Below are 23033 nucleotides of genomic sequence, written 5' to 3' on the forward strand. Positions count from 1 at the left end.
TTGATCAATGGATTAATCACTTGTAATCTTCTTCCTTAACTCCTCATACACAGCTTTAACCTCATCTATCGCTGCCTCATCATCTAGAGTTGTTGTATCCCCAATCTGTGCATCATTAACTATAGCCTTTAGGAGTCTACGCATTATCTTACCACTCCTTGTCTTTGGCAACTTGCTCACAAAGTAGATCTGCTCTGGTCTTGCTATTGCACCAAGGCTACTCTCAACCTGCTTTATTATGGAATGCCTCAACTCACTATACTCTGCATAGCCTTGCTTTGGAACAACGAATGCAACTATACTCTCGCCCTTGATCTGATCTACCTTGCCTACAACTGCAGCCTCTGCAACTGCTGGATGTGCAACTATAGCACTCTCAACCTCCATAGTGCCAAGCCTATGGCCAGCAACCTTCAGTACCTCATCTGCCCTTCCTAGAAGCCAGAAGTAACCATCATCATCAACCATAGCATAGTCTGCAGGGTAGTATGCGTTTCTGAACCTTGACCAATAGGTCTGCTTGTAGCGCTCATCATCTCCCCATATAGTGAGCATAAGCCCTGGCCATGGTCTCTTAACTATAAGATACCCTTTCTTGCCTCTAACCTCATTACCATCATCATCAACAACAGCAGCATCTATCCCTGGTAATGGAAGGCTAGCAGATCCAGGCTTCATTGGCAGCACCTCTATACCTGCTGCATTTGCTATTAGCGCTGCTCCAGTCTCAGTCTGCCACCATGTATCTACTATTGGGAGCCTCTCCTCCCCTATAGCCCTATAGTACCATAGCCAGACCTCAGGGTTTATAGGCTCCCCCACAGTACCAAGCAGTCGTAAAGATGATAGATCGTGAACCTTTGCATATTCTATGTTGTAACGCATCAGCATCCTCAATGCTGTTGGCGTTGTGTAGAATATAGTTGCCCTAAACCTCTCTATCAGCTCGAACCATCTATGCACTGTTGGATAGTCTGGGGTACCTTCATACATGATTATCGTAGTTGCATTCATCATTGGTGCATACACTACATATGAGTGCCCTGTAACCCATCCTATATCTGCAGTACAAAAGTACACATCCTCATCCCTTATCCCAAATATCCATCTGAATGTTGCATTTGCATAGGTTAGGTAGCCTCCAGTTGAGTGCACTATACCCTTTGGCTTTCCTGTTGTGCCAGATGTATAGAGTATAAAGAGTGGTTCATTGCTCTCAACCCTCTCTGGCTCACAGTATCCATCATATCTATCAACCATATCATGCCAATCGATGTAGGATGCATCACTAATACTGCTATTGCTCTTACCATTGTTACCATAGATGCCAAGCCTGTTAAGCATTATAACATGCTCTACACTCTTGCATGCATTGAGCGCAGATGCAACATTCTCCATTAGGTTTATGACCTTACCTCTTCTATGGTATCCATCTGCAGTTATAACAAGCCTTGCATTTGAGTCATTTATCCTATCTGCTAGGGCACCAGCACTGAAGCCAGAGAAGACTACAGAGTGTATTGCACCAATCCTTACACATGCAAGCATTGCAATGGGGAGTTCAGGTACCATAGGCATGTATATAGCTACCCTATCACCTCTCTTCAGCCCTAGATCCTTCAATGCATTTGCTACCCTGTTAACCTCTCTATGCATCTCCCTGTATGTTATGCTCCTCCTCTCATCATCCTGCTCCCCTTGCCAGTGTATTGCAACCTTATCACCTTTGCTAGGTAAATGCCTATCAAGTGCATTGTATGATGCATTTATTAGCCCGTTTACGAACCACCTTGCAAATGGAGGCTTCCAATCAAGCACCGTATCCCATACCTTGAACCACTCTAGAAGGGTTGCCTGCTCAGCCCAGAAGCCCTCAGGATCTCTTGCTGCCCTATCCCTTAACTGCATAAGCAACCTACCATCGCTAGTCCCCTTTGTTATCTTGCTTGAACCTGCAAGCATGTAAAGATATTCCATCTGGTTATTAATAAAGATGAGACTTACTTGCTTTGCTGCTGTGGCTTGCTGTATAAAGTTTAATTAACGTTTGTATGAATAGTGTGTATGCGCACTGAGGTCTACAACGTAAATGATATACTTGATATTATGAGCAAGGATGGCGATTGGTGTTGCACGTTCTTGCAGAGTAGAAGCATGGATGCTGGAGTACTGCGCCTAAAGCCTGGAGAGGACGATCCACAATCTCCACATGTAAATGATGAGATATACTACATAATAAAGGGCGATGGGTTCATAACTATAGAGGGTAAGGATATACCTATAAAGGAAGGTAGTGTGATATTCGTACCAGCAAAGGCAAAGCATAAGTTCCATGGCAACACAAAGGAGTTGATAGCACTCTATATCTTTGCTGGGCGTGATGAGGATATAACCAATTAATGGATATTTTTATTGTATATGCATACACACCTTACCCTCATCCCTTCCTTCTCTCATTTACTGCTTTTAACAACAAGCACTGAGCATCTACACTTCCTGAGTACCTTCTCAGAGACACTTCCAAGTAACATCGATTCTATTCTGCCTAATCCTCTACTCCCTACAACAACCAGATCAGCATGAATCTTCTCAGCAAGCTCACATATCTTATCTCCAGCATCCCCATACAGTATCATTGACTCAACTAGCATATCCGTTGAACCTGCAAAGTACCTATCTATGAGTTGTTTATGGTACTCAGCAATCCTCTTCTCCTCACTTGCTATCCTAGCCATATTCATCTCTCCTTCACTTGCTACAAGAGGAACCTCTACTACTGTTAGAACAACCACATCAGCACCAACCATCTCTGCAATCTCTGCTGCCTTCTCAATAACATGTATTGCATTATCAGATGTATCAATTGCAACAACTATCCTCTTACTTCTTTTATCTCTCTTCTCCTCCATAACCCTTCTTCACTCCTTCCTTCCTTCATTCTCTCTTCCTCTTCCTCCTCCTATCAACAACATCAACAATAACATGCATTGTACCTCCTATTAATAATTCATACATTCTTTGGTACAAACCTCTTTGCTATTATAGTTGGTACTACTGCACTAAGTATGACTGCTATAACTGTTATGGAGAACTGCTCTTGTGTAAGGAACCCAAGATCCCTTCCTATGGTTGCTGTTATAGTACCAACTGTAAGCCCAGTACTAAGCAGTAGTGTTGAGAATGTTGGAGCCTCTGGCAACCATCTTCTGCATAGCATATAGCATCCAGCAAACTTTGATAATATCTTAACCAAGAGTAGCATCAGCACTATGAGTATGTTCTGTGTCACTGCATTAATAGATATAAGCATCCCTGCCCTTATGAAGAATGCTGGAGAGAGTAGTGTGAATGTTACTGTCTTCATCTTGGCAAGCACTCTATCATGCCTTTGCAGTGTATTAGCAAATATCAGGCCTAACATGAAGGCACCAAATACAGCATGCATCCCTGCCTCATCAGCAAAGAATGATACTAGCAGAAGCATTGCAAATATGAACCTCAACTCTACCTCAACAACCTTCTCCCCATACCTTGCTATCAACAGATTAGTTAACCTTGGCACTATTAATGCTAGGATAGCAAGTGTTAGCAGGAATGCTATAGTAGTTATATTGAATGCTGGCTCTATAAGGCTTATCCCAACTATAGTTAGGATATCGTTAACAAATGTTATGGCTACTATAGTCTTTGCAAATTGTGTGCGCATTATGCCATACTCAGTAAGTACAGCATATACAACTGCTATTGATGTTGTTGTTAATGCTAGGCTTGCTGCTAGCTTTGCATTCCAACTCCAATCTGTATAGAGTGTAAGGAATGATAACTCGCCTATCAATGGTGCTAGGAATGCTAGTGTGCCTATTACGCTACTTACCCTTGCCTTGCTCCTCAACAACCTGCTCTCAACCTCAACACCAGCAAGGAATGTAAGAGTTAAGCCACCAAACGTTGCAATGAAGTCAAGCCATCCCTCAATCTTTAAGAGGAGTACATTTGCAAGGATAATCCCTAGCGTAACCTCTATTATTGATGAGGATATCTTTGCCCTTGAACTTACAATACCAGACACAACTATGGCTGAGGCTACTAGAGCACTACTGTACAGATCTACCAATCTACATCATCCCCCAACATGCCTTTGCCACCATCATCACCTATACGGTAGGCATCATCAGCCACTGGGGGCGGTTCAGGCACTAATACTGGTATGCCTAGGCTGATGCCATAGCCTGTTTACTTACCTGCTTTGCTTCAGTATATTAAATGTTGCTCAACGCTTTAATACTTCTAAATAGCAATTGGAGAAAGATTAAGTAAGTTTAATTAATAATAGTTAGTGAACCTATACTTTATAGATATACTTCTACATTTAATTTAAGGTATGTAGAAGCAGATAGGAGTAATGCGTGCTTCAGGAAACAAAGCGTTAAGAGTGATACTCCTGCTTGGGCTTGTTAGCCTTGCTGCAGATATGGTCTATGAGGGTGCTAGGAGCATAATTGGACCTTATCTGCTCATCCTTGGGGCAAGTGCAACTCTGGTAGGGCTAGTTGCAGGGATAGGAGAGATAGCCTCGTATGGCTCAAGGATATTGTTTGGATATGCAGCAGATAAGAGTAGGAAACACTGGACTCTAATTATAACTGGCTATGCAATGATACTATCCCTTCCAGCACTAGCATTTGCTAACAGGCTTGATATTGCATCTACCCTTATAATACTTGAGAGGTTAGGCAAGGCTATACGTACACCTTCAAGGGATGTTATAATCGCTCATACAGCATCATCAATTGGGAGAGGCAAGGGCTTTGGTATACATGAGGCTATGGACCAGATAGGCGCAGTAATTGGCCCGTTGATTGTAGCAATTGTGATGAACTATAAAGGGTATAACGATGCATTCCTTTACCTCTTCATACCTGCAACTGCAACATTACCATTGCTTATGTATGCAAGGAGGCATGCTGTACTTTTAGATAGTGATGCTTATACCAGCATCCATGCTAGAGCATCTATAGGCTCTATACCAAGGTTACTCTGGCTCTACCTTGCATTTGTATCCATCAGTGTAGCAGGGTTTGCACACTTTCAGATCATATCATACCATATCAAGTTCACCTCAGCTATGGATGATGTTTACATACCTATCCTCTTTGCTCTTGCAATGGGTGTAGATGCACTTATAGCAATAATAGTAGGGCATATATTCGATAGAAAGGGGCTTCTTGTACTCATCCTTGTACCATTGACTACACTACCTATAGCACCATTGGCATTCTCAACAAACCCTACCTTTATAGTAGCAGGTGCTGTGCTCTGGGGTATTGTGATGGGTATGCAAGAGACGATAATGCGTGCATCTATAGCAACAATGGTTGATAGAGCAAGGCTTGCAACTGCATACGGTCTATTCAATGGAATTTATGGCATAGCATGGTTCTCTGGTAGTATAATGATGGGTATGCTCTACGAATCATCAGTTCTAGGCGTGATTACATTCTCAGTTACATTATCAATAGCATCAATGCTATTACTGTTGGTGATGCTAAAGGTGCTAGAAGCATCCAGTAATAGTTGATGATCTGATTATGTTGATAGTACAATGTAATGCTTTGTTGCATAACTACCTAGCAAGATATTTTTATTTAATATGCCTAGAGATTAGGCTATTATGAGTTGGTAAATATAATGAGTCATTAGTATGCTAATAGATCCTCTTCTCTTTTGATGTATTGCAATTGGCGTTATGCGTTAATGAAGATGAATAATGTAAGGGATAGAAGATGGAGTATATGATAGCAAATCAAAATATGATAGCAAATCAAACTTTAAGTTCCTTGCTTACTGATAGTACAAGAACCTGCTATAAGAGCAATAAGGAAGGAGGAACTCTATAGATGGATATGATAATCAGCATATGCTATACTAGATAAGCATAGGTGGAAGAATAAGGTGCAATATGGCTATAGATGGATTGCAGAACCTGTATTATCTTCCTTTAAAAGGCTATTTGGTGAACATGTTATAGCTAAGAAGTATATTCACATGGTTAAAGGTATCATTGTACAACATATTCCTTAACATACAGTAGATAAGCAAAGAAGGCAGTAGTTAAGGTAAGATAGGATATTGTTCTAATAATTAACCAAGTAGTTATGCAACAAAGTATCTTCTTACTAAAATAGTAAGGATGGGCATCTTTAGTAAGGCAGAACTCGATTACATAAAGAACCATAAGAAATATGAATTATATAATGTAGATTATGCATATGCGTTAAGACATAGAATTATTAAGAAAGTTAATGAATTTCAACAAATTTATAGGATCATAAAGGCTAATCCCTTATGAAGAGCCTCGGGCGGGATTTGAACCCGCGACCTAGCGCTTACGAGGCGCTCGCTCTAACCTGCTGAGCTACCGAGGCATTGGCTTATGTATTGTCTAATAGTTGATTGGTTACTACGCTAACCATATACGATGATAAATAAATTACACTTAAACGTTAGCATATGCATGGGTCTGAAGGTATCTATATCTGGTGTTAGAGGCTTATTCCCTGAAGATCTTACCCTAGAACATGTTATGAACTTCACAAGGGTATTCTCATCAATGCTAAGCGATAGATGTGCACTTGCAATGGATACAAGAATATCAAGCAAGAGTATAGCATCAGTAGCATCAGCAGTGCTGAGAGAGCATGGTATAGATGTTTATAACCTAGGAATAGCACCAACCCCAGTGCTAGTTAGAGAGTCAAATGCATCGAGGGTTGGAGCAGGCATTATGGTAACTGCATCCCATAACCCATTGGAGTGGAATGGTCTCAAGTTCGCTCTGAATGGGAGAGAAGTGCCTGCAGATCTGCTACTCAAGAGTAGCAATAGTAGTAAGAAGAGTAAGAGCATAAGCAGGATAGGTGTGGAGTATTGGTCATCATCAGAAGCATCATCCATCTATCTTGATGATCTGTTCAGATTTCTTGAGTTGGATGGTTACGATGCTGAAGGGGCTACAGTAGCAGTTGATACTGCACATGGTGCAGGTAGAGCATATATACTTGAGATACTCGCTAGACTCGGCTTTAGAGCAGTTGTGATGGATAGCATGGCAGTAGATCCAACTGGCTCAGACCTTGCACACCTATACACTGCCGTTAGCAATGGGTGCAGGTTGGGTATTGCATTAGATATGGATGGTGATAGAGCAGTTGTGCTAACAGGGCAGAGATACAAGCCAGATGATACCCTGCTCATATGCCTAGCAAAAGCAGTTGAGATGGGTTGTAGGAGCATAGCAGTAAGCATAGATACAAGCAATGCAGTAAGAGATCTTGCAAGAGCGATGAACTGTAAACTACTCTACAGCAAGGTTGGAGAAGCAAATGTGGTTGATACTATGCTGAAGAATGGATGTGGTGCTGGAGGAGAAGGGAGCAGCGCTGGGTTCATAATGGCTGGGTTCAACCTTTGCAGGGATGGACTTCTAGCATCAGCACTATCACTATCGATGCTTGATAGACTTGATGAGGTGATGGAGTACTCTAAGAGATACAGTGTAAGGAGGGGTAAGGTAGATGCTAAAGGAATTAAGCATGATAGGATAAGTGATCTACTCCTTAGCAGACATGATTACTCTGAATCCATAACCATGGATGGCATCAAACTTGTTCTGGATGAGAGTACATGGGTACTTGTAAGACCATCCAATACGGAGGATGTTGTAAGACTATCTGTAGAGTCAGACAGCACCGATAGATGCAATGAATTATACAGGATGTATGAGCAGATGATAAAGGATGCAGGATGAATGGTAATGTTGGGGTTGGGGAGAGAAGGGTAATAGAGATCATATCATCAAGCATAGGGAAGAGATGCTACGATGATGTTGAACTTGTAAGGGTTAACAACATCGAGGTTGCTCTAAAGTGTGATATGCTTGTTGAGGGTACAGATGTGCCTAGAGGGATGGAGCCATGGCAGATAGCAAGGAAGAGCATAGTTGCACCTGTAAGCGATATGGCTAGCAAGGGTGTGAGACCATTGTATGCTCTAACCTCCCTTGCGCTCCCAAAAGGGTTGGATGAGGGTTATGTGAGGAGTATTGCAAGGGGCTTCAGGAGGGCTGAGATGGAGTTCAACATCAAGATAGTTGGAGGGGATACCAATGAGGGGAAGGAACTCATAATAGACTGTTGCATGCTTGGTATGGTAGAGGAGGGTAGTAGATTTGTAAAGCGTTCAGGTGCATCCAATGGAGACCTGATCCTTGTATCTGGTCCATTTGGGTATACAAAGGCAGGACTCAAGATACTGCTAGAGGGTGCAAAGGCAGAGCCAACGTTCAGGGCAAGGGCTATAAGGAGTGTTCTAATGCCCAAACCAAGGCTAAGGTTTGGGCTCATGCTTGCTAGATATGCAACATCTACAATGGACTCAAGCGATGGTCTAGCATATACTCTGCATGAGATGAGCAATGCAAGTGGGAAGCGCTTCATCATAGAGCATAAGCCTATAGGCAGGGGTGTTGAGAGGTTTGCTAGGGACAACTCGTTGAGCATAGACGACCTTGTATTCTATGCTGGGGAGGAGTATGAGATAGTTGCTACTATTAGAAGGGAGCATCTGGATGAGGTTATGAGCATATCAAGGTTAACAGGGTGCAACGCAATGATCATAGGAAGAGTTCATGAGGGTACTGGGGTTTACATAAAGGATGAGTATGGGGAGAGAGAACTGAAGGGGTATGGTTGGGAGCATTTAGCATAATAATAACTTGATTGATCCATCTTATTACTAGCATTGTATACTTATCACATCTATCCTTCTCCTTATTTACTTACTTACCTATCTTCCTTCTTTTATCTTCATCTCACTTCTTCTTACTTGCAGAGACTATAGATATCACATCCCTATCCTTCAACTCATAATCTGCAGGGAGCCTTAACCCATCCCTCACATCTATAGCATAAAGCAATCCTTTAGCAAGATCAGTATGTATCTGCCTTGCAAGATCCTCAACTGTAGAACCTGCTGGGAGTAGATATACATCTGGCAGAACATTGCCATCCTTATCAGATAGCCTAGATGCATCAGCAACTGGATACACGGTATTCATCTTCAGCAACTTGAATACAGCAACATTTATCGCATGCTGCACACCTGTACGCATATACTCCCCAAGTACATCCCTCCTTATGAAGTTGAGCGCCCACTTCTGCCTCTCATTAAGCCCATCATGCTTTAGCACCTCAAACCTCTCATCTCCAGGTATGTATCTAATCAGCCCTTTACTCTCAGCCCTCCTCAATGTAAGTTCAGCCTCTGCACTCGCTGGTACAACAAGCATATCCTTGTACTCCTCCCTTATCCTCTTGAAGTTCTCAGCAGCAGTAGGAATATCTATCTTGTTTGCTACTATAAGGGTTGGTTTAGATATATCCCTTAATGACCATGCTAGCCTCTTACTATCCTCCATGGTGTAGTTGTCAAAGTCCTTGCCTTGAAGGTTGCTATCTATCAACGCTCTCTGCACATGATGCTCCTTCACACCCACACCAGCCATTACGTTTGCTATTGCTGCTGTTAACCTATCCTTGGCCCTTGAGATCTTATCCCTATTACCTTCTATCAGTTTGAGGTACCACATAACCAACTCCTCCTCTATATCTGCTATATCTGCCAATGGGTCTCCTGTACCTGGTTCTGTTATCCTGCCAGCAGCATCTATGCTTCCAGAGGCATCAACTATGTGAAGCAATGCATCTGACTGTGCAGCAACTGCAAGGAACTGATTCCCTAATCCCTTGCCCTGCCATGCACCCTTGATTAGTCCTGGCAGGTCTATCAACTCTATTGGTATGAACCTCCATCCATCCCTGCATATAGAGTTCCTTGGGTTATCGGTGACATTGAACTCCTTGTGCACACATAGGGTTATAGCATGTGATGTACCAAAGTTTGGCTGCTTGGTTGTAAATGGGTATGTTGAGACCTCCGCTTGTGATAGGGTAGCAGCGTTGAAGAATGTAGTCTTTCCAGTATTTGTCTTACCTATAAGGCCTATCCTTATTGGCACATCTCTACTTACTTGAATGGTTATTTAAGCTTCTCTATCGCACTCTTCAACTCACTTGCTCGCCATTCAAGCTCATCAACATCTTCCCTACTCATTACATCATCCCATCTCTCAAGTAATATGTTTAGTATCTCTGCGGCATTGTACGCTATACTCCAGTATGGGTGGTGTTCTGCTGTAGTATATGCAAGTTCTAGAACATCCCTAAGCCCTGACCTTGCCTTGCTTAGCATATCTGCTGTATCTGCATATACCTTCAGCACTCTATTCTCCTCATCCATACTAACCTGTATGTTTATGTTCAACCTTGCAGCGATACTCTTCAACTCATCCCTCAGCGCTTCCATACGTACAACCTCTTATGCTCCTGCATCATGCACCTATTGTACACAACCTTTATGCCATGCCTTCTAGCCTCTTCTACAGCCTCTCTGTTGTATATACCAAGTTGCAGCCATATTGCTTTAACACCCTTCTCTATAGCCTCCTTCACTATAGGAAGAACTTGATCAGAAGGCCTGAATACATCAACAAGATCTATTCTTACATCATCTGGCACATCCTTGAGGCTCTTGTACGCCTTCCTTCCAAGTATCTGATCTGCTGATGGGTTAACAGGGATTATGTTGTACCCATTCTCCATTAGGTATCTAGGCACGATATGTGCATCCTTGTTTGGATCCCTTGAGATGCCAACCACTGCAATATTCTTGAGTGAGAGTATGCTCTTTATCTCATCATCAGAGTAGTTATCCCTCTCCATATACCTTGGTTAATGGATGACCAAGTTAAATATATCTCTAGATGGTATGTATGTATGTATGTATGATGATAATTGAGAGCGAGAGGTCTAGGCTTAGGGATTTGTTAAGCATGCTTAGAGAGGGTAAAGGGGAAGGGGGTGAAGAGAAGGAAGGGAAGTATGTGTCTGGTGAGTATATCAGTAGGGCACTTGACATATCTAGAGAGGCTGTATGGAAGTACATATCAATGCTGAGGAGGAGGTATGGCTATAGAATAGATGCAAAGCCTAGAGTTGGGTATATGCTTGTTCACAGACCAGATAAACTCTATCCATGGGAGATAATGCTTGAGCTTGGGAGGTTTGATATGGTAAAGGAGATAATCTACTACGAGGAGGTAGAATCAACTCAGGATGTAGCGTTGAGGCTTGCTGAGCAGGGTAGAGACTCTATACTTGTTGTTGCAGAGAGGCAGAGCAGGGGTAGAGGTAGAGCCTCAAGGCGATGGATATCGCCAGATGGAGGTGTATGGTTCTCCTTAATCATAAAGCCAAGGATCAGTGTTAGGGATGTGACGCTATTCTCTCTTGCAACAGCACTTGCTGTATGCAATACCATCAATGGTAAATTTAACTTTGCTGCTAGGATAAAGTGGCCCAACGATGTTATAATCAACTACAAGAAGGTTGCAGGCATACTAATAGATATGAGCATAGAGCATGATGCTATCAACTATGCTGTTGTAGGGATAGGGGTAAACGCAAATGTGAGCATAGATAGCATAGAGCGTATGATTGGTTATGCTGATAAGAGTCATTACTATGGCTCCACATCCCTTATGCATGAACTTGGTAAGGCTGTGGATAGGGTAAGGTTACTTGCATCACTGCTGAGGGAACTTGAGCATATCTACTCCAGATTAGCATACAAGGATGAGATGCTTGCTGCTATAAGGGCAACTATAATGCTAGGTCCTGTACGTGTTATAGAAGGAGAGGGTAATGATGCCTTAACTATAGAGGGTGTAGCAATAGATGTGGATGATGATGGCTCACTACTAGTTAAGAGTGATGGGATGATAAAGAAGGTCACATCTGGCTATGTGCATGTGAGATATGTAGGATGATGATAGATCTATTACTGATGCTATATCTTTAATGGATAGACTAACTCACCTTGAGCTTGAGGCAGAGCCCATGAGTTCCCAGTTCTGGCCTGGCTTTCTGTTGTACTTGAACCTCTTAATATAATTTGATCTGTTCCTTACCTTTGGTGGAGGGCTTACCTTTGGTCTAGCCTGTAACTTTGGTGTCTGACTCTTAACCTTACCTGCCTTTGTTATCGATCCATGGGTTGGCATTTATCCAATCACCTACCTATATCTACTTCCATAACATATATTTAAAAATATTGATAGTTCTTCTGGATAGTGTTAGGATAAGAACCTACTTAGGATTACATTAACACGTTATACTATCATTTTCAGCATCAATTAATCTAGCATATTCCTTCTTATTACAGGTGTATTACCTTTAAGAAGATAATTGCACTATACTACTCCTAGTATATGAAGTGTATATAGATAGCAAGTAACTCCTTCTTGCTATCTACATCTCCTGCTAGATATACACATATATGTCTTAGCTTTGTTGCCTCATCTATAACAGCAATACACATTCTATCTATACTTATGCTCATCCATTAGCAAACTTTATGGTTGATGATACCTTATAGCAAGATCATTACATAGATTTGCTTATAGGCTCAATTGATATCAAATTAGAGCATAAGCAACCTTCTTCTTACTAAAGCAAGATGTATACTAGTACTGCTAGAACCTTCACACTACTTGTTATACGCTTAAAGCAACTAGATATCAACTCTACTACTCATAAAGGTGAATAGAGCAGATTTTAAAACATCTCTCATCCTTATCTGAACACTATCGATACTCAATTAACAAATATTATTCATCATAAGGCATAGTTTGTGAAATTTTTCTAATTGTTTATGTTACTTATACTGATGAGCCATATTATAATAAAAATATTAGACCAGAAGAGGTGGGGAGGGGATTCGAACCCCTGTATACCCGCTCTGCAGGCGGGCGCATAGCCGCTCTGCCACCCCACCACAGATTCCTATGGATACTTCAACAATGAACAATTTAAACCATGACCAGATTATAATTATTGATATGATATCATCAGCCAATAATAGTCAGCCTATCTTCAACATAGATTTAGATGCAAGCCTCACATCCTCAGCCTTAACGGTCTTCCTACCTGCATGTGCAGCAAGATCAACTGCATGCTTAGCAATAATGATTCCTACCTCCTCAAGGACCTTCCTCAACTCATCTGCAGCATCATCGCTAACCCTCTCTGCACCAGCCTTCTTTATTATCCTATACATTGGGGCAAGGCTTAACTCAACATCTTGCTCTGGCATCCCTAAGCATATCCCTAACGAAGTATTAAAATTTATTTATAGTAAGTATCTTATCCCATTAATGTAATGCTGATAGATGCACATGTGCACCTTACCGATGATGATTATACTGGTATTGAGGATACAATTGTGGGGATGCTCAGGCACCTTGGTATAAGTGCAGTATCAGTATCTATGGATCTTAATACTGGTGAGAGGAACCTTGAGTTAGCAGGGAAGTATAGCGATGTTATAATCCCATTCGTTGGATTGCATCCATGGTGTATAAACCTTGATAGGAAGGAAGAGAGGAGTGATGGAAAGGCTGATCACAACCTACTTGAAGATAATCTAGATAAGATATGTGTATTCATAGAGTCAAACATATCAAGGATCAAAGGTATAGGGGAGATAGGGCTTGATAGAGCAATAGTAAAGGATGGGGATGAGTTCAAGGCACAGATCAAGGTATTTGAGAGGATGCTCAGCATAGCAGAGAGGTATGGGAAGCCTGTATCTATACACTCAAGGAGGGCTGTTGATGATGTTATAGATACCTTGAGTTCATACAGGATAAAAGGTGTATTACTCCATTGGTTCTCTGGAAGCAAGAAGCAGCTTGCTATAGCAAACAGCAAAGGCTATTATGTATCCTATGGACCAGTGCTGGTTTACTCTAAGGAGAAGCAGGTGCTCTTAAGCAACACTGCAAGGGATCTAGTGCTTATAGAGACTGATGGACCAGTAAGATACGGTTCATGCTTCAACAACATGATGGCAGTACCATCATTCTTGATAAGCGTTGCATACGCTGTTGCTAACACACTTGGGATGGATTATGATTCCACCACATCTCTACTCTTTGAGAACTCTATGAGATATCTTAACATGCACTCTTTATAGTGCATTTATACTATTGTGATAAATGATCCTCTCTAAATATTTAGAAGCTACAAATTATATATTGCCTCTAGCTATATTGTTTATGAATATTATCATTAACTATGATTGGTAGGATGATAAGAGTAGTAGAAAATTAATATAGATAGAGGCGGTATATTACGTTATATACATGTTACATATTGGACTTAAAACCTTATAATCGCCCTTACTAAACTGTGTGTTGATGTATAAGGGTACTGCAATCATATTAGCAATTATACTACTATTTCAGAGTATAAGTTCATTACAGAATAGCTATTATGCTATGGCACAGGGTAGTTACCATTATGAACCATACTTCACTGCTACTGGCTCTAACTTTGTAAGCATACCTGATAAGCAAGAGCTAAGGTTAACAACAAACTTTACAGTATCAGCATGGTTCAAAACAACCATGAATAACAACTCACAGGTAGCAATAATAGTAAACAAGGGAGGGTTTGGTGCAGATGGTTCTAATGTTGTAGATATGAACTATGGTATATGGCTAACAGGATCTAACCAAGGTGTTATAGGCAAAGTACAAGCAGGGTTTGAGGATTCTAATGGTAGAGACTATTTTGTCATATCACCAAATACATACAATGATGGACAATGGCATTATGTAGTACTAACATATGATGGCTCTACACTAAGGCTATATGTAGATGGTTCATTAGTATCATCTCTAAGCACTAATGGGGCAGTACCAGATTACAACTGGAATACTCCATTAACAATAGGCAAGAATTCATTAGATAATAGCAGATACTTCACAGGCGATATAGATGAAGTTAGAGTATACAACAGAGCATTAAATGCTCAAGAGGTTAGTGATGCATATAGCAATGGTGTATTTGCTAGTGATGGGTCAATCTTTTACTTCAATAGTACATATCCTATTGATACATTTAATATTGCAGCAGTTGGAGACTTTGGCTGCACATCAAACACAGATGCAGTTATTAATGCTATAGCAAATGTTAATCCAGAACTAGTCTTAGGTTTAGGCGATTACTCATATACAACATCCCCTTCATGTTGGTATGATAAGATAGTAAGCATAGAGAGTAAGATGCATAATCCTACTACAATAGCAATGGGTAATCATGAAACACCTAATGGATCAAGCTATAATCTTAATCAAGAAGGGAGAGATGACCTTCTTAATAGATTTAATATAACAAAGACATATTATTCATTTGATTATGATAACGTGCACTTTCTTGTGTTGGATACAGAATCATCATTTGGAATAGGTTCTGCTCAATACAACTTTGCAAAGAAAGATCTTTACGATGCAAGTAACAATGCTATAATAGATTGGATAATAGTCTACTTCCACAAACCAATGTATACATCTCCAACAATACATCAAGCATTAAAATCTTTTAGGGATGTATATCAACCATTGTTTGATAAATATAATGTAGATTAGTATTACAGGCACATAACCATAATTATGAGAGATCAAAACCATTAAAGTATGATAGCGTAATAACATATAATGAGAGCACTACAGACTATCCAGATTATGAAGGGGAGATATATATAACTGTAGGAACTGGAGGAAAATCATTATATACATTTAATGGGAGAGCAAACTACATAGTAACACAGTTGATCACATATGGTTTCTTGAACATAGATGTTATTAACAATGGTAGTACTCTTGTTATCAAGTTTTATGATGTGAACAATTCTATCAGAGATTCATTTGAAATAAACAAGAGTAGAAAGTTACATTAACCTATTATGATAATATTAATTCAATATACATCATTATATATGATGTGTTATATTTCGTGATCATCTAAGTAGCAGTATTTTAGCCTATCTACTCACTACTTTGCATTCAACCCAATTCTAGTTGTAGCAAAGTACTTGATTAGAGAGATTAGCCCTCTTATGTACGCATCTGCTATATTGAGTGGATTCTGTGCAAGATACCATACACATGAGAAACTATCACACTCATTGCATCTATCTGTTATCTCCCATGCTCTATGCCTGTATATCTCATCTATGCTATGCTCAATGATGCTCATCCTATTCTCAGGACTATCAAACCTATAGCATGGTACTATAACGCTACCATCTGCCTGCACAAATATAACCTTCCATGTTGCACATGCATCATACATTGCTCTACCATACTCTATCATATCCTTGAGGTATCTGAATGGTGTTGCTATGAATGGGTCATCATGGCTCTTAGCATAATCCATTATAGCCTTTGCTACCCTGCTCTTACTCTCCCTATCTGGTGCAAGCCTATACTTGCTTGGGAAGACATCCTCAACGAATGAGAAGTTCACAGCATGTACATCCAACTCCTTCCTAACGAAGTCAAAGTACTCATGGGTTATGAACTCATCGCAGTTGTACTTGGTTATAACAGTATTTATTGCACGCTTTACATTGTACTTGCTCAGCAATCTAACATTCTCCATGACCCTCTTGTACATGCTTGGCGATACACCCCTTATCTTGCAGTATGCCTCTTCCTTAACAGAGTCTATGCTAGTGCATACAACACCATACGATGCAAGTTCTTTAAGGTCTAAAGTGTGTAGCATGGAGCCATTTGTTATGAGCGTGAACCCTAACCCTATAGAGTGAAGATGTCGTAGCAGTTCCATTATATCTCTTCTGGTTGTTGGTTCACCACCCTCAACTATACTCCATATAACGTGAGGAGCAACCTTACTCATCACATACTTCCACTGCTCTGTCTTTAGATCATTCTCTAGAGCATTTGTCATCTGAGCCTCCTTATCTGACGCACCAAATATGCACATAGGGCAGTAGAAGTTGCAGTAACTTGTTAATGCAAATGTTGCAACCAAAGGACTCTTCCTACCCTGCAACCTGTTCAACGAGTATGAGCCAAGCACCTTGAGTTCTCGTAGCATATCCTACTAACCAATTGATAATATATAAGTTTTAACGAATTACCTGAAATTATAATATGAGATAGATATTAAATATTTTCTTGACCATTTTATCATGATTTTCATATATAAAAACGGATTAATTTATGAATTATGTGAGACACTATTCATATCTCATCTAGCCACAACTCATCTCAGGTTAGAATAAATAGAATCTATAAGGTGTATGCAGGGCTATGTATTATTATTATGATGATGAGGAGGATGCATATGTTACATGTATATTGCAAGAACTCTCCCATGCTCATAAACCTTCTCAATCCTGTATCTTAGCAAGGGTTAGGATATTATAGAACAGGATATGGATAGTAGTGGTTGAGTAGAGATGCCTTCAACAGTAGTTGTTGGTGGGTTCTTTGGTGATGAGGGTAAAGGTAAGGTGATAGCCTATCTAGCCTTGAAGGATAAACCTAGCATAGCAGTTAGGGGAGGTGTTGGACCAAATGCTGGGCATACATTCACCATAGATGGTAGAACATACAAGGTTAGGATGCTCCCAAGTGCTGTAGCATACAGGGGATGTAGATTAATGATAGGAGCAGGTGTGCTTATAGACCCAGATGTTCTCTTGAATGAGGTGAGAGAGTTTGGTGTATTGGATAAGGTTGTTGTTGATCATCAAGCAGGGATAATAGAGAAGAGGCATAAAGAGATGGATAGAGCTGGGGAGCATTCAAGGATGATAGGTACTACAGGCTCTGGCAGTGGTCCAGCAAATGCAGATAGAGCATCAAGGATGCTTAGGTTGGCTAAAGATGTAGATAGCCTAGCAAGGCTTACTGGCGATGTATCTCAACTAGTTAATGATGCACTTGACAAGGGAGAGCATGTACTCATCGAAGGTACACAAGGTACATTCCTATCCCTATACCATGGCACATACCCATTCGTAACCTCAAAGGATGTAACAGCATCTGCTATATGCTCAGATGTTGGTATAGGTCCAAAAAGGGTTGATGATGTGCTTGTTGTATTCAAGGCTTATGTTACTAGGGTTGGCTCTGGCATGCTTGAGGGTGAATTGGATAGAGAAGAGGCAAGGAGGAGGGGATGGCTTGAAGTAGCAACTGTTACAGGTAGGGAGAGGAGGGCAGCACCATTCAACATGAGGTTAGCCAAGAGGGCTGTTATGCTTAACAGTGCAACTCAGATTGCAGTAACAAAGTTAGATGTACTCTTCCCTGATTGCAAACATGCTAGAGCATATGAGCAGTTAAGCAATGAAGCAAAGAGGTTCATAGAGAGCATAGAGGATGAGTTGAATCTCAAGGTTACACTAATAGGCACAGGTGAGGATGTATACGATATAATAGATAGAAGGAAGTGATGAGGTATAGCATTGATATGAACCCTTTTACTACTCTTACTCTTTTAATTTAACTTATTCCTCTTACTTTCATTGATAACCATAACCATACCGCTAGCAGATTATACATATGCAACCCATAACTCTCTACCAGTCATAGAGCCTATGGAGCATTACATAGCAGGAAGAAATATGATATCAATGGCATCATACTATACAATGGAGAACCATCTACCATCTTCTCTACTCCTTCATACTCTTTTGATGATCCATACGGCGAGTCTATCCCAATCTCAACCAGCACGTCAGATGTTTCAGCGTAAAATTCAATCCAACTGAACAAGGCTATTATACGATAACAGCAACAAGCCATTGTAGAGATGTTTAGATATATGCACTTATCAGAGCACAACGCTTGAGGTTGCAGTGTATGAAGAGAAGAGCGTTGCTAGATTATGTATTGTGGAAGGTGAATGTATAAGCATAGATCCTCCTTTGGTAATTGCAGTTATAGATGCTAGAGTTGTAGATGATAGCATTATGGTTGATACTAGTAAGAGATCATTGCTTATTAGGCTAATGGATGTAGGCTATAGTACTCATGCTATATTTGCATTACCATCCCATATCATAGATGTCCCATCTAGACTCTCTGTACTTGTTGATGGTAGTAATGTTATTGAGCATAAAGAGTATATAGCATCAACAACTGATGTTAGGATAGTTGAGATCGCTATAGATAGGGATGATGATGTTGATGGCTACAGTAACAATAATAACAATAGCAATGGTAACTCTGCGGTTGAGATAATAGGCACATATGTAATCCCAGCATTCCCAATTACTATTGTATTATGCAGTATCAATGATTCTACTGTTGGCTCTTAGCATGAACAAATCAATCAACTCAGTAGCGATTTGAAGCGTAAAGCATCATCATGCATGTTTATGTTGTTGAACATTATGAAGATCTCATCAGCAGATAGAGCATCTACAATATTCTTAAGCCTTACAAGTTCATCATCACTATATATGTGTGAGTAATCATATCTTATCGTATTACCTTTAATCGATAACTTGCCATGCATCCTAAGATATGCAATATTACCAACTAGTAATGGAATCCAAGTGAATGGATCTGTAACATGTACAACACCCCTATCAAGTATGCTAAGCAGTTTACCTCTATTCTCCTCAACCATCCATGATCTATTCCTCAACTCTATACCTATGCTTATACCATCTCTCCTTATGCTTGAGAGGAACGCTATAGCATTGTTAACATGCTCATCATTACACTCAAATGATGGAGGTAACTGTAGCAAGCATAGTCTTGCATTAACTGCCTTGCATACTGCTAGTGTTGCATCCCATAACATAAAGTTCTCTTCAGTAGGCTTGAGATGCCCATATCTTTCAAGATTGCTAGTTGGTCTCTGTGCACCTGCTCTCCTCCATGTTATACCTGCTGGATGGGTTATGCACTGGAATGCCTTTATGGAGAACCTTACTATGTTAGATGTGCTCTCAAACCATCTCCTTGCTGTCTTAATCCTAGGAAGTTTGTAGAACGTGCTATCAACCTCTATGGCATTGAATAACCTTGCATACTCCTGCCATGTAACCCTTCTACTACAGCAACCAACATATCTCATCATTTATATATCTTAACCCTCTCTATTTATAAATATGGGTAGAGTTGCTAGAACACATATAATTCTTGTAATTACTAGCGTATTGTTAATACTATATGTATTCGAATCTATAGAGGTTGACTCAAAGAACAAGGAGATAGCAGATCTTAACGATAGGGTTAAGGACATGAACTCATCCCTTGTTGAGCAGATAAAGATGATCAACAAACTTGTTGATGAGCGTATATCACATACATTGTTCAATGGTTCTGAGACAAGACAGTACATGTTCGATGGCTCATACATTGCTATAGATAATCAGGGTTATGATTATAGCGATATATACCCTGTAGACATTTTCACCGATAAAGACGGTAATATAATAATAGTTAGTGCTACAGACAAGATAGTCAAGTTCGATACCAATGGTAGAGAGATATTCTCAATTGGGATAGGTAGAGACATCGATATATTCTATCCATTCTCGTTTGGCTACTATTATAATTCAGATAATATTGTTACTGTTGATAGTAATGGTAACATCTACGTACTAATTTTAAACTATAATCTCCTTACTATATTCAGCAAGGATGGTGAATTGATGAAGACATGGACAAAACCAGTACATGCAAAGAATTGCTATGAAGATTACTATAATGAAGATTACTTTCCTCTAATTAATAATATGATAGCAGCATACAGCAATGGTGATGTTGTAGTTGTTGGTAATAATGAGATAAAGAGGTTCAGCAGCGATGGTAAGTTTATTGCTACATATGTAGATCCATGCAATAGTGAGATAGATATAATCGCAGATATTGCAATAGATGAAGATGATAATCTGTATGTACTAGGCGGACATGATAAAGTTGATAGAGTGTATAAGTTAGATGAGGATGGAAGGATAGTGACAAGTTGGATCATATACGATAGCCTATACCCAGATAACTATCCAGAAGAGATAAGAGCCCATAGAGGCTATGTATATGTACTTGATGTTAAGGGTATTATTCATGTATTTACAGATTCAGGTTTGCTTGTTAATAGGATAGATGATCATGTTGTTAGTAGTACTATAGACTTTATTATAGACTTTGCTGTTAGCGATGATGCTATCTACATAATAGAGAACAGTTCTAATGGTATACGTACAATAAAGGTACATAGGAGTAATGGCAATGGACTTGATTATGTATGGAATGTATACAAGTATAAACATATAGAGAGTGAAGCACACGATATAGCAGTAAGTAAGCATAACATATTCATAGCATTATATAGTAATGACGAGATCAAGATACACAAGTATAATAAAGATGATGGAGTTAAGGTTGGCGAATGGACAGCAGTTGCAAGCGAGGAGTATGGTCTTGAAGAATTGGGGAAGAGTGGTATTGCTTATGGAGATGGTAAGGTTGCACTCTTCCTGAAGGATAAGGTTAAGGTTTATGATGAGGATGGACATATGTTGGAAGAGTACTTCTTAGGCTCAACACTGGGCAGCTATGTGATGGATGTTGAGATAGATGATGAAGGTTACATCTATGTTGTACTTAACGATGGTATAGCCATAATGAAGGATGGTACTATTCTTAAGAGATTATGGATCACAACCAAGTGTACCATCTATGGTTATGTTATACCACATTACAAGCGTAATCCAGATGGTAGATGGAGTCTTGAGATAGAGTGGGAGGAGCCTGTACCTGCTGGTACTAACTGTAGCGATCCTGATAGTAGTGGACCATTAAAGCGTGGAGATATACAGTTCTATAGCATAGGAAACAGTGCACTTGCAGATGAGCAGTTGTATGTTATTGATGAGTATAATAGGAGGATACAGGTATTCAACAAGCATGACGGAAGGTTTGTAGGCAAACTAAACTTCATCAACCCCATGACCCCTAATCACTCAATCGATGCTATAGTGGATATGGATGTTGATGACAGGGGATACATCTACATAGCAACAACAACTAGCGTGATTGTTATGGATGTTGATGATGATGGTGGTGATGATGCAATAGATGGTAGTGGTAAGTTGGTTGCAGCATGGGGAAGAATATGTTATCCAGCAGATCAACAAGCATGCTCATATCCACTCTCTCTGTTATATAAAGATCCATATAAACCGATAAGTGGTATGGATGTAGATAAGGACGATGGCGATATATACATCCTATATAGCAGCAAGGTAGTTCTTAGGTTCAGACAGCCTATATGATGATCTCTTGCTCTATGGATGTAACCCTTTAATTACTCTTCCATATTTATGCTTCTGGTGAAGATACCCTACTACATGCAACTAGCAAGCATTAACGATCTTGCAAGGCTAGCATCTGCACTAGAGGTTGTATCGTTGCCTGTTTATGCGTTCAGGCTAGAGAATATGGATGTGTTAGCAGTAGGCATAAATGTAGGTCTAGCAAGGCCATTGTTCTGCTATGTTAATGCTGAATGCTCTGGAGAGTTCATTGCATACAGGATTTACATGGGTAATGAGGAGATCAATATGGTCAATGCAGCAAATAACCCAGCATACTCCTATGCTCCAATAATAAGGGTTGAGGAGATGCCAAAGAGGATGCTCAAGGGTAGGAGGGAGATGCATACAGAGAGTATAGTGATGAGTAACCTAGGCAGTTTAGCAAAGTTGGTACTCTATAGGTATATGAGAGAAGAGGTCTTGACACCACTATTCCTAATGAAGAGGCATTACATACATGGCAAAGGCAAGGATAAGGGCAAGGATGCTAAAGCAGATGGAATGATAGTAGTAGGCATGTTCATGAATAGCAATGAGGATGGTACCCCATACTTCTGCTATACAGTTCTGGATAAGATGCCAGAGGGTAACTTTGTAAGGTACTCTAGCCAGAGCGGGGAAGAGCCAGAGTTCACAAACGATATAGATGGGCATGGATACATATACATGAAGGTTATAAGGGTTAGGGATCAGCAGGTATGAAC

The 23033-nt window shown here is 40.2% G+C and carries 23 protein-coding genes, 2 tRNA genes and 1 riboswitch; of the genes, 11 read left to right on the forward strand and 14 right to left on the reverse strand.

Annotated elements, in window-relative coordinates:
- Positions 1-12: 12 nt before the first annotated feature.
- Positions 13-1962, reverse strand: a complete 1950-nt coding sequence (acs, locus tag CRG89_RS04555; protein ID WP_103287143.1) for an acetate--CoA ligase — start codon at positions 1960-1962, stop codon at positions 13-15.
- 102 nt (positions 1963-2064) lie between these two features.
- On the opposite strand from acs, the gene CRG89_RS04560 reads away from it, so the two are divergent.
- Positions 2065-2400 (forward strand): cupin domain-containing protein, encoded by a 336-nt coding sequence (locus tag CRG89_RS04560; protein ID WP_197706562.1) that lies wholly within the window; start codon positions 2065-2067, stop codon positions 2398-2400.
- A gap of 53 nt (positions 2401-2453) precedes the next feature.
- On the opposite strand, the gene CRG89_RS04565 is transcribed toward CRG89_RS04560, so the two are convergent.
- Both CRG89_RS04565 and CRG89_RS04570 read right to left on the reverse strand, forming a co-directional pair.
- Positions 2454-2909 carry a universal stress protein gene (locus CRG89_RS04565; protein ID WP_103287144.1) on the reverse strand — a complete coding sequence of 152 codons (456 nt, stop codon included), beginning with the start codon at positions 2907-2909 and terminating at the stop codon, positions 2454-2456.
- Positions 2910-3007: 98 nt separating this feature from the next.
- Complete coding sequence (locus CRG89_RS04570; protein ID WP_103287145.1) at positions 3008-4114, reverse strand: cation:proton antiporter; 1107 nt, start codon at positions 4112-4114, stop codon at positions 3008-3010.
- Between the two features lie 41 nt (positions 4115-4155).
- Positions 4156-4239: riboswitch (Fluoride riboswitch) on the reverse strand.
- Between the two features lie 163 nt (positions 4240-4402).
- Between CRG89_RS04570 and CRG89_RS04575 the strand changes: the two genes are divergently transcribed.
- The gene (locus CRG89_RS04575; protein ID WP_103287146.1) at positions 4403-5578 is read left to right on the forward strand and encodes an MFS transporter; all 1176 of its coding nucleotides are present in this window, start codon (positions 4403-4405) and stop codon (positions 5576-5578) included.
- A gap of 773 nt (positions 5579-6351) precedes the next feature.
- On the opposite strand, the gene CRG89_RS04580 is transcribed toward CRG89_RS04575, so the two are convergent.
- Positions 6352-6425: transfer RNA gene (locus tag CRG89_RS04580), tRNA-Thr, on the reverse strand.
- Between the two features lie 89 nt (positions 6426-6514).
- Between CRG89_RS04580 and CRG89_RS04585 the strand changes: the two genes are divergently transcribed.
- Both CRG89_RS04585 and thiL read left to right on the forward strand, forming a co-directional pair.
- The gene (locus CRG89_RS04585; protein ID WP_158648719.1) at positions 6515-7807 is read left to right on the forward strand and encodes a phosphomannomutase; all 1293 of its coding nucleotides are present in this window, start codon (positions 6515-6517) and stop codon (positions 7805-7807) included.
- Positions 7804-8766: a thiamine-phosphate kinase gene (gene thiL, locus CRG89_RS04590; protein ID WP_103287148.1), complete on the forward strand. Its 963-nt coding sequence runs from the start codon at positions 7804-7806 to the stop codon at positions 8764-8766. Before CRG89_RS04585 ends, thiL begins: the two co-directional genes overlap by 4 nt.
- Positions 8767-8869: 103 nt before the next feature.
- Here the strand turns inward: thiL and CRG89_RS04595 are convergent, their stop codons facing one another.
- Genes CRG89_RS04595 through CRG89_RS04605 form a run of 3 tightly spaced genes read right to left on the reverse strand, consistent with a single transcriptional unit; the run spans position 8870 to position 10838 of the window.
- Positions 8870-10075 carry a redox-regulated ATPase YchF gene (locus CRG89_RS04595; protein WP_103287149.1) on the reverse strand — a complete coding sequence of 402 codons (1206 nt, stop codon included), beginning with the start codon at positions 10073-10075 and terminating at the stop codon, positions 8870-8872.
- Between the two features lie 20 nt (positions 10076-10095).
- A complete protein-coding gene (locus CRG89_RS04600; RefSeq protein WP_103287150.1) occupies positions 10096-10422 on the reverse strand; it encodes a hypothetical protein in 327 nt (108 codons plus the stop codon).
- A complete protein-coding gene (locus CRG89_RS04605; protein ID WP_103287151.1) occupies positions 10410-10838 on the reverse strand; it encodes a CoA-binding protein in 429 nt (142 codons plus the stop codon). Before CRG89_RS04605 ends, CRG89_RS04600 begins: the two co-directional genes overlap by 13 nt.
- 50 nt (positions 10839-10888) lie before the next feature.
- Between CRG89_RS04605 and CRG89_RS04610 the strand changes: the two genes are divergently transcribed.
- A complete protein-coding gene (locus tag CRG89_RS04610) occupies positions 10889-11944 on the forward strand; it encodes a biotin--[acetyl-CoA-carboxylase] ligase (protein WP_158648720.1) in 1056 nt (351 codons plus the stop codon).
- Between the two features lie 45 nt (positions 11945-11989).
- On the opposite strand, the gene CRG89_RS04615 is transcribed toward CRG89_RS04610, so the two are convergent.
- From CRG89_RS04615 to CRG89_RS04625, 4 genes are all read right to left on the reverse strand, one after another.
- On the reverse strand, positions 11990-12178 hold the full coding sequence (locus tag CRG89_RS04615) for a 30S ribosomal protein S30e (protein WP_103287153.1): 189 nt from the start codon (positions 12176-12178) through the stop codon (positions 11990-11992).
- 200 nt (positions 12179-12378) lie between these two features.
- Entirely contained in the window at positions 12379-12516 is a 138-nt protein-coding gene (locus tag CRG89_RS08730; RefSeq protein ID WP_158648721.1) for a hypothetical protein, read from the reverse strand.
- 363 nt (positions 12517-12879) lie between these two features.
- Positions 12880-12951, reverse strand: a tRNA-Cys gene (locus CRG89_RS04620).
- A gap of 87 nt (positions 12952-13038) precedes the next feature.
- On the reverse strand, positions 13039-13269 hold the full coding sequence (locus CRG89_RS04625; RefSeq protein ID WP_103287154.1) for a histone family protein: 231 nt from the start codon (positions 13267-13269) through the stop codon (positions 13039-13041).
- 66 nt (positions 13270-13335) lie between these two features.
- On the opposite strand from CRG89_RS04625, the gene CRG89_RS04630 reads away from it, so the two are divergent.
- Positions 13336-14151, forward strand: coding sequence for a TatD family hydrolase (locus CRG89_RS04630; RefSeq protein WP_103287155.1), 816 nt, complete (start codon positions 13336-13338; stop codon positions 14149-14151).
- A 304-nt stretch (positions 14152-14455) separates the two neighbouring features.
- Complete coding sequence (locus CRG89_RS04635; protein ID WP_158648722.1) at positions 14456-15607, forward strand: LamG-like jellyroll fold domain-containing protein; 1152 nt, start codon at positions 14456-14458, stop codon at positions 15605-15607.
- A gap of 406 nt (positions 15608-16013) precedes the next feature.
- On the opposite strand, the gene CRG89_RS04640 is transcribed toward CRG89_RS04635, so the two are convergent.
- Positions 16014-17084, reverse strand: coding sequence for a radical SAM protein (locus CRG89_RS04640; RefSeq protein WP_103287157.1), 1071 nt, complete (start codon positions 17082-17084; stop codon positions 16014-16016).
- Positions 17085-17448: 364 nt separating this feature from the next.
- Here CRG89_RS04640 and CRG89_RS04645 point away from each other — a divergent pair, with 364 nt between their 5' ends.
- On the forward strand, positions 17449-18450 hold the full coding sequence (locus CRG89_RS04645) for an adenylosuccinate synthetase (RefSeq protein WP_103287158.1): 1002 nt from the start codon (positions 17449-17451) through the stop codon (positions 18448-18450).
- A 142-nt stretch (positions 18451-18592) separates the two neighbouring features.
- Here CRG89_RS04645 and CRG89_RS08735 read toward each other — a convergent pair whose 3' ends face one another.
- Positions 18593-18733: a hypothetical protein gene (locus CRG89_RS08735; RefSeq protein WP_158648723.1), complete on the reverse strand. Its 141-nt coding sequence runs from the start codon at positions 18731-18733 to the stop codon at positions 18593-18595.
- Positions 18734-18855: 122 nt separating this feature from the next.
- Here CRG89_RS08735 and CRG89_RS04650 point away from each other — a divergent pair, with 122 nt between their 5' ends.
- Positions 18856-19317: a hypothetical protein gene (locus CRG89_RS04650; protein ID WP_103287159.1), complete on the forward strand. Its 462-nt coding sequence runs from the start codon at positions 18856-18858 to the stop codon at positions 19315-19317.
- A gap of 14 nt (positions 19318-19331) precedes the next feature.
- Here the strand turns inward: CRG89_RS04650 and CRG89_RS04655 are convergent, their stop codons facing one another.
- On the reverse strand, positions 19332-20087 hold the full coding sequence (locus CRG89_RS04655) for a DUF72 domain-containing protein (protein WP_103287160.1): 756 nt from the start codon (positions 20085-20087) through the stop codon (positions 19332-19334).
- Between the two features lie 31 nt (positions 20088-20118).
- Between CRG89_RS04655 and CRG89_RS04660 the strand changes: the two genes are divergently transcribed.
- Positions 20119-22287: an NHL repeat-containing protein gene (locus tag CRG89_RS04660; RefSeq protein WP_103287161.1), complete on the forward strand. Its 2169-nt coding sequence runs from the start codon at positions 20119-20121 to the stop codon at positions 22285-22287.
- Positions 22288-22335: 48 nt separating this feature from the next.
- Positions 22336-23031, forward strand: coding sequence for a hypothetical protein (locus CRG89_RS04665; protein WP_103287162.1), 696 nt, complete (start codon positions 22336-22338; stop codon positions 23029-23031).
- The last annotated feature ends 2 nt before the right edge of the window (positions 23032-23033 follow it).

Origin of the sequence: Candidatus Nitrosocaldus islandicus (genome assembly GCF_002906215.1) — an archaeon.
GTDB classification, from domain to species: domain Archaea; phylum Thermoproteota; class Nitrososphaeria; order Nitrososphaerales; family Nitrosocaldaceae; genus Nitrosocaldus; species Nitrosocaldus cavascurensis.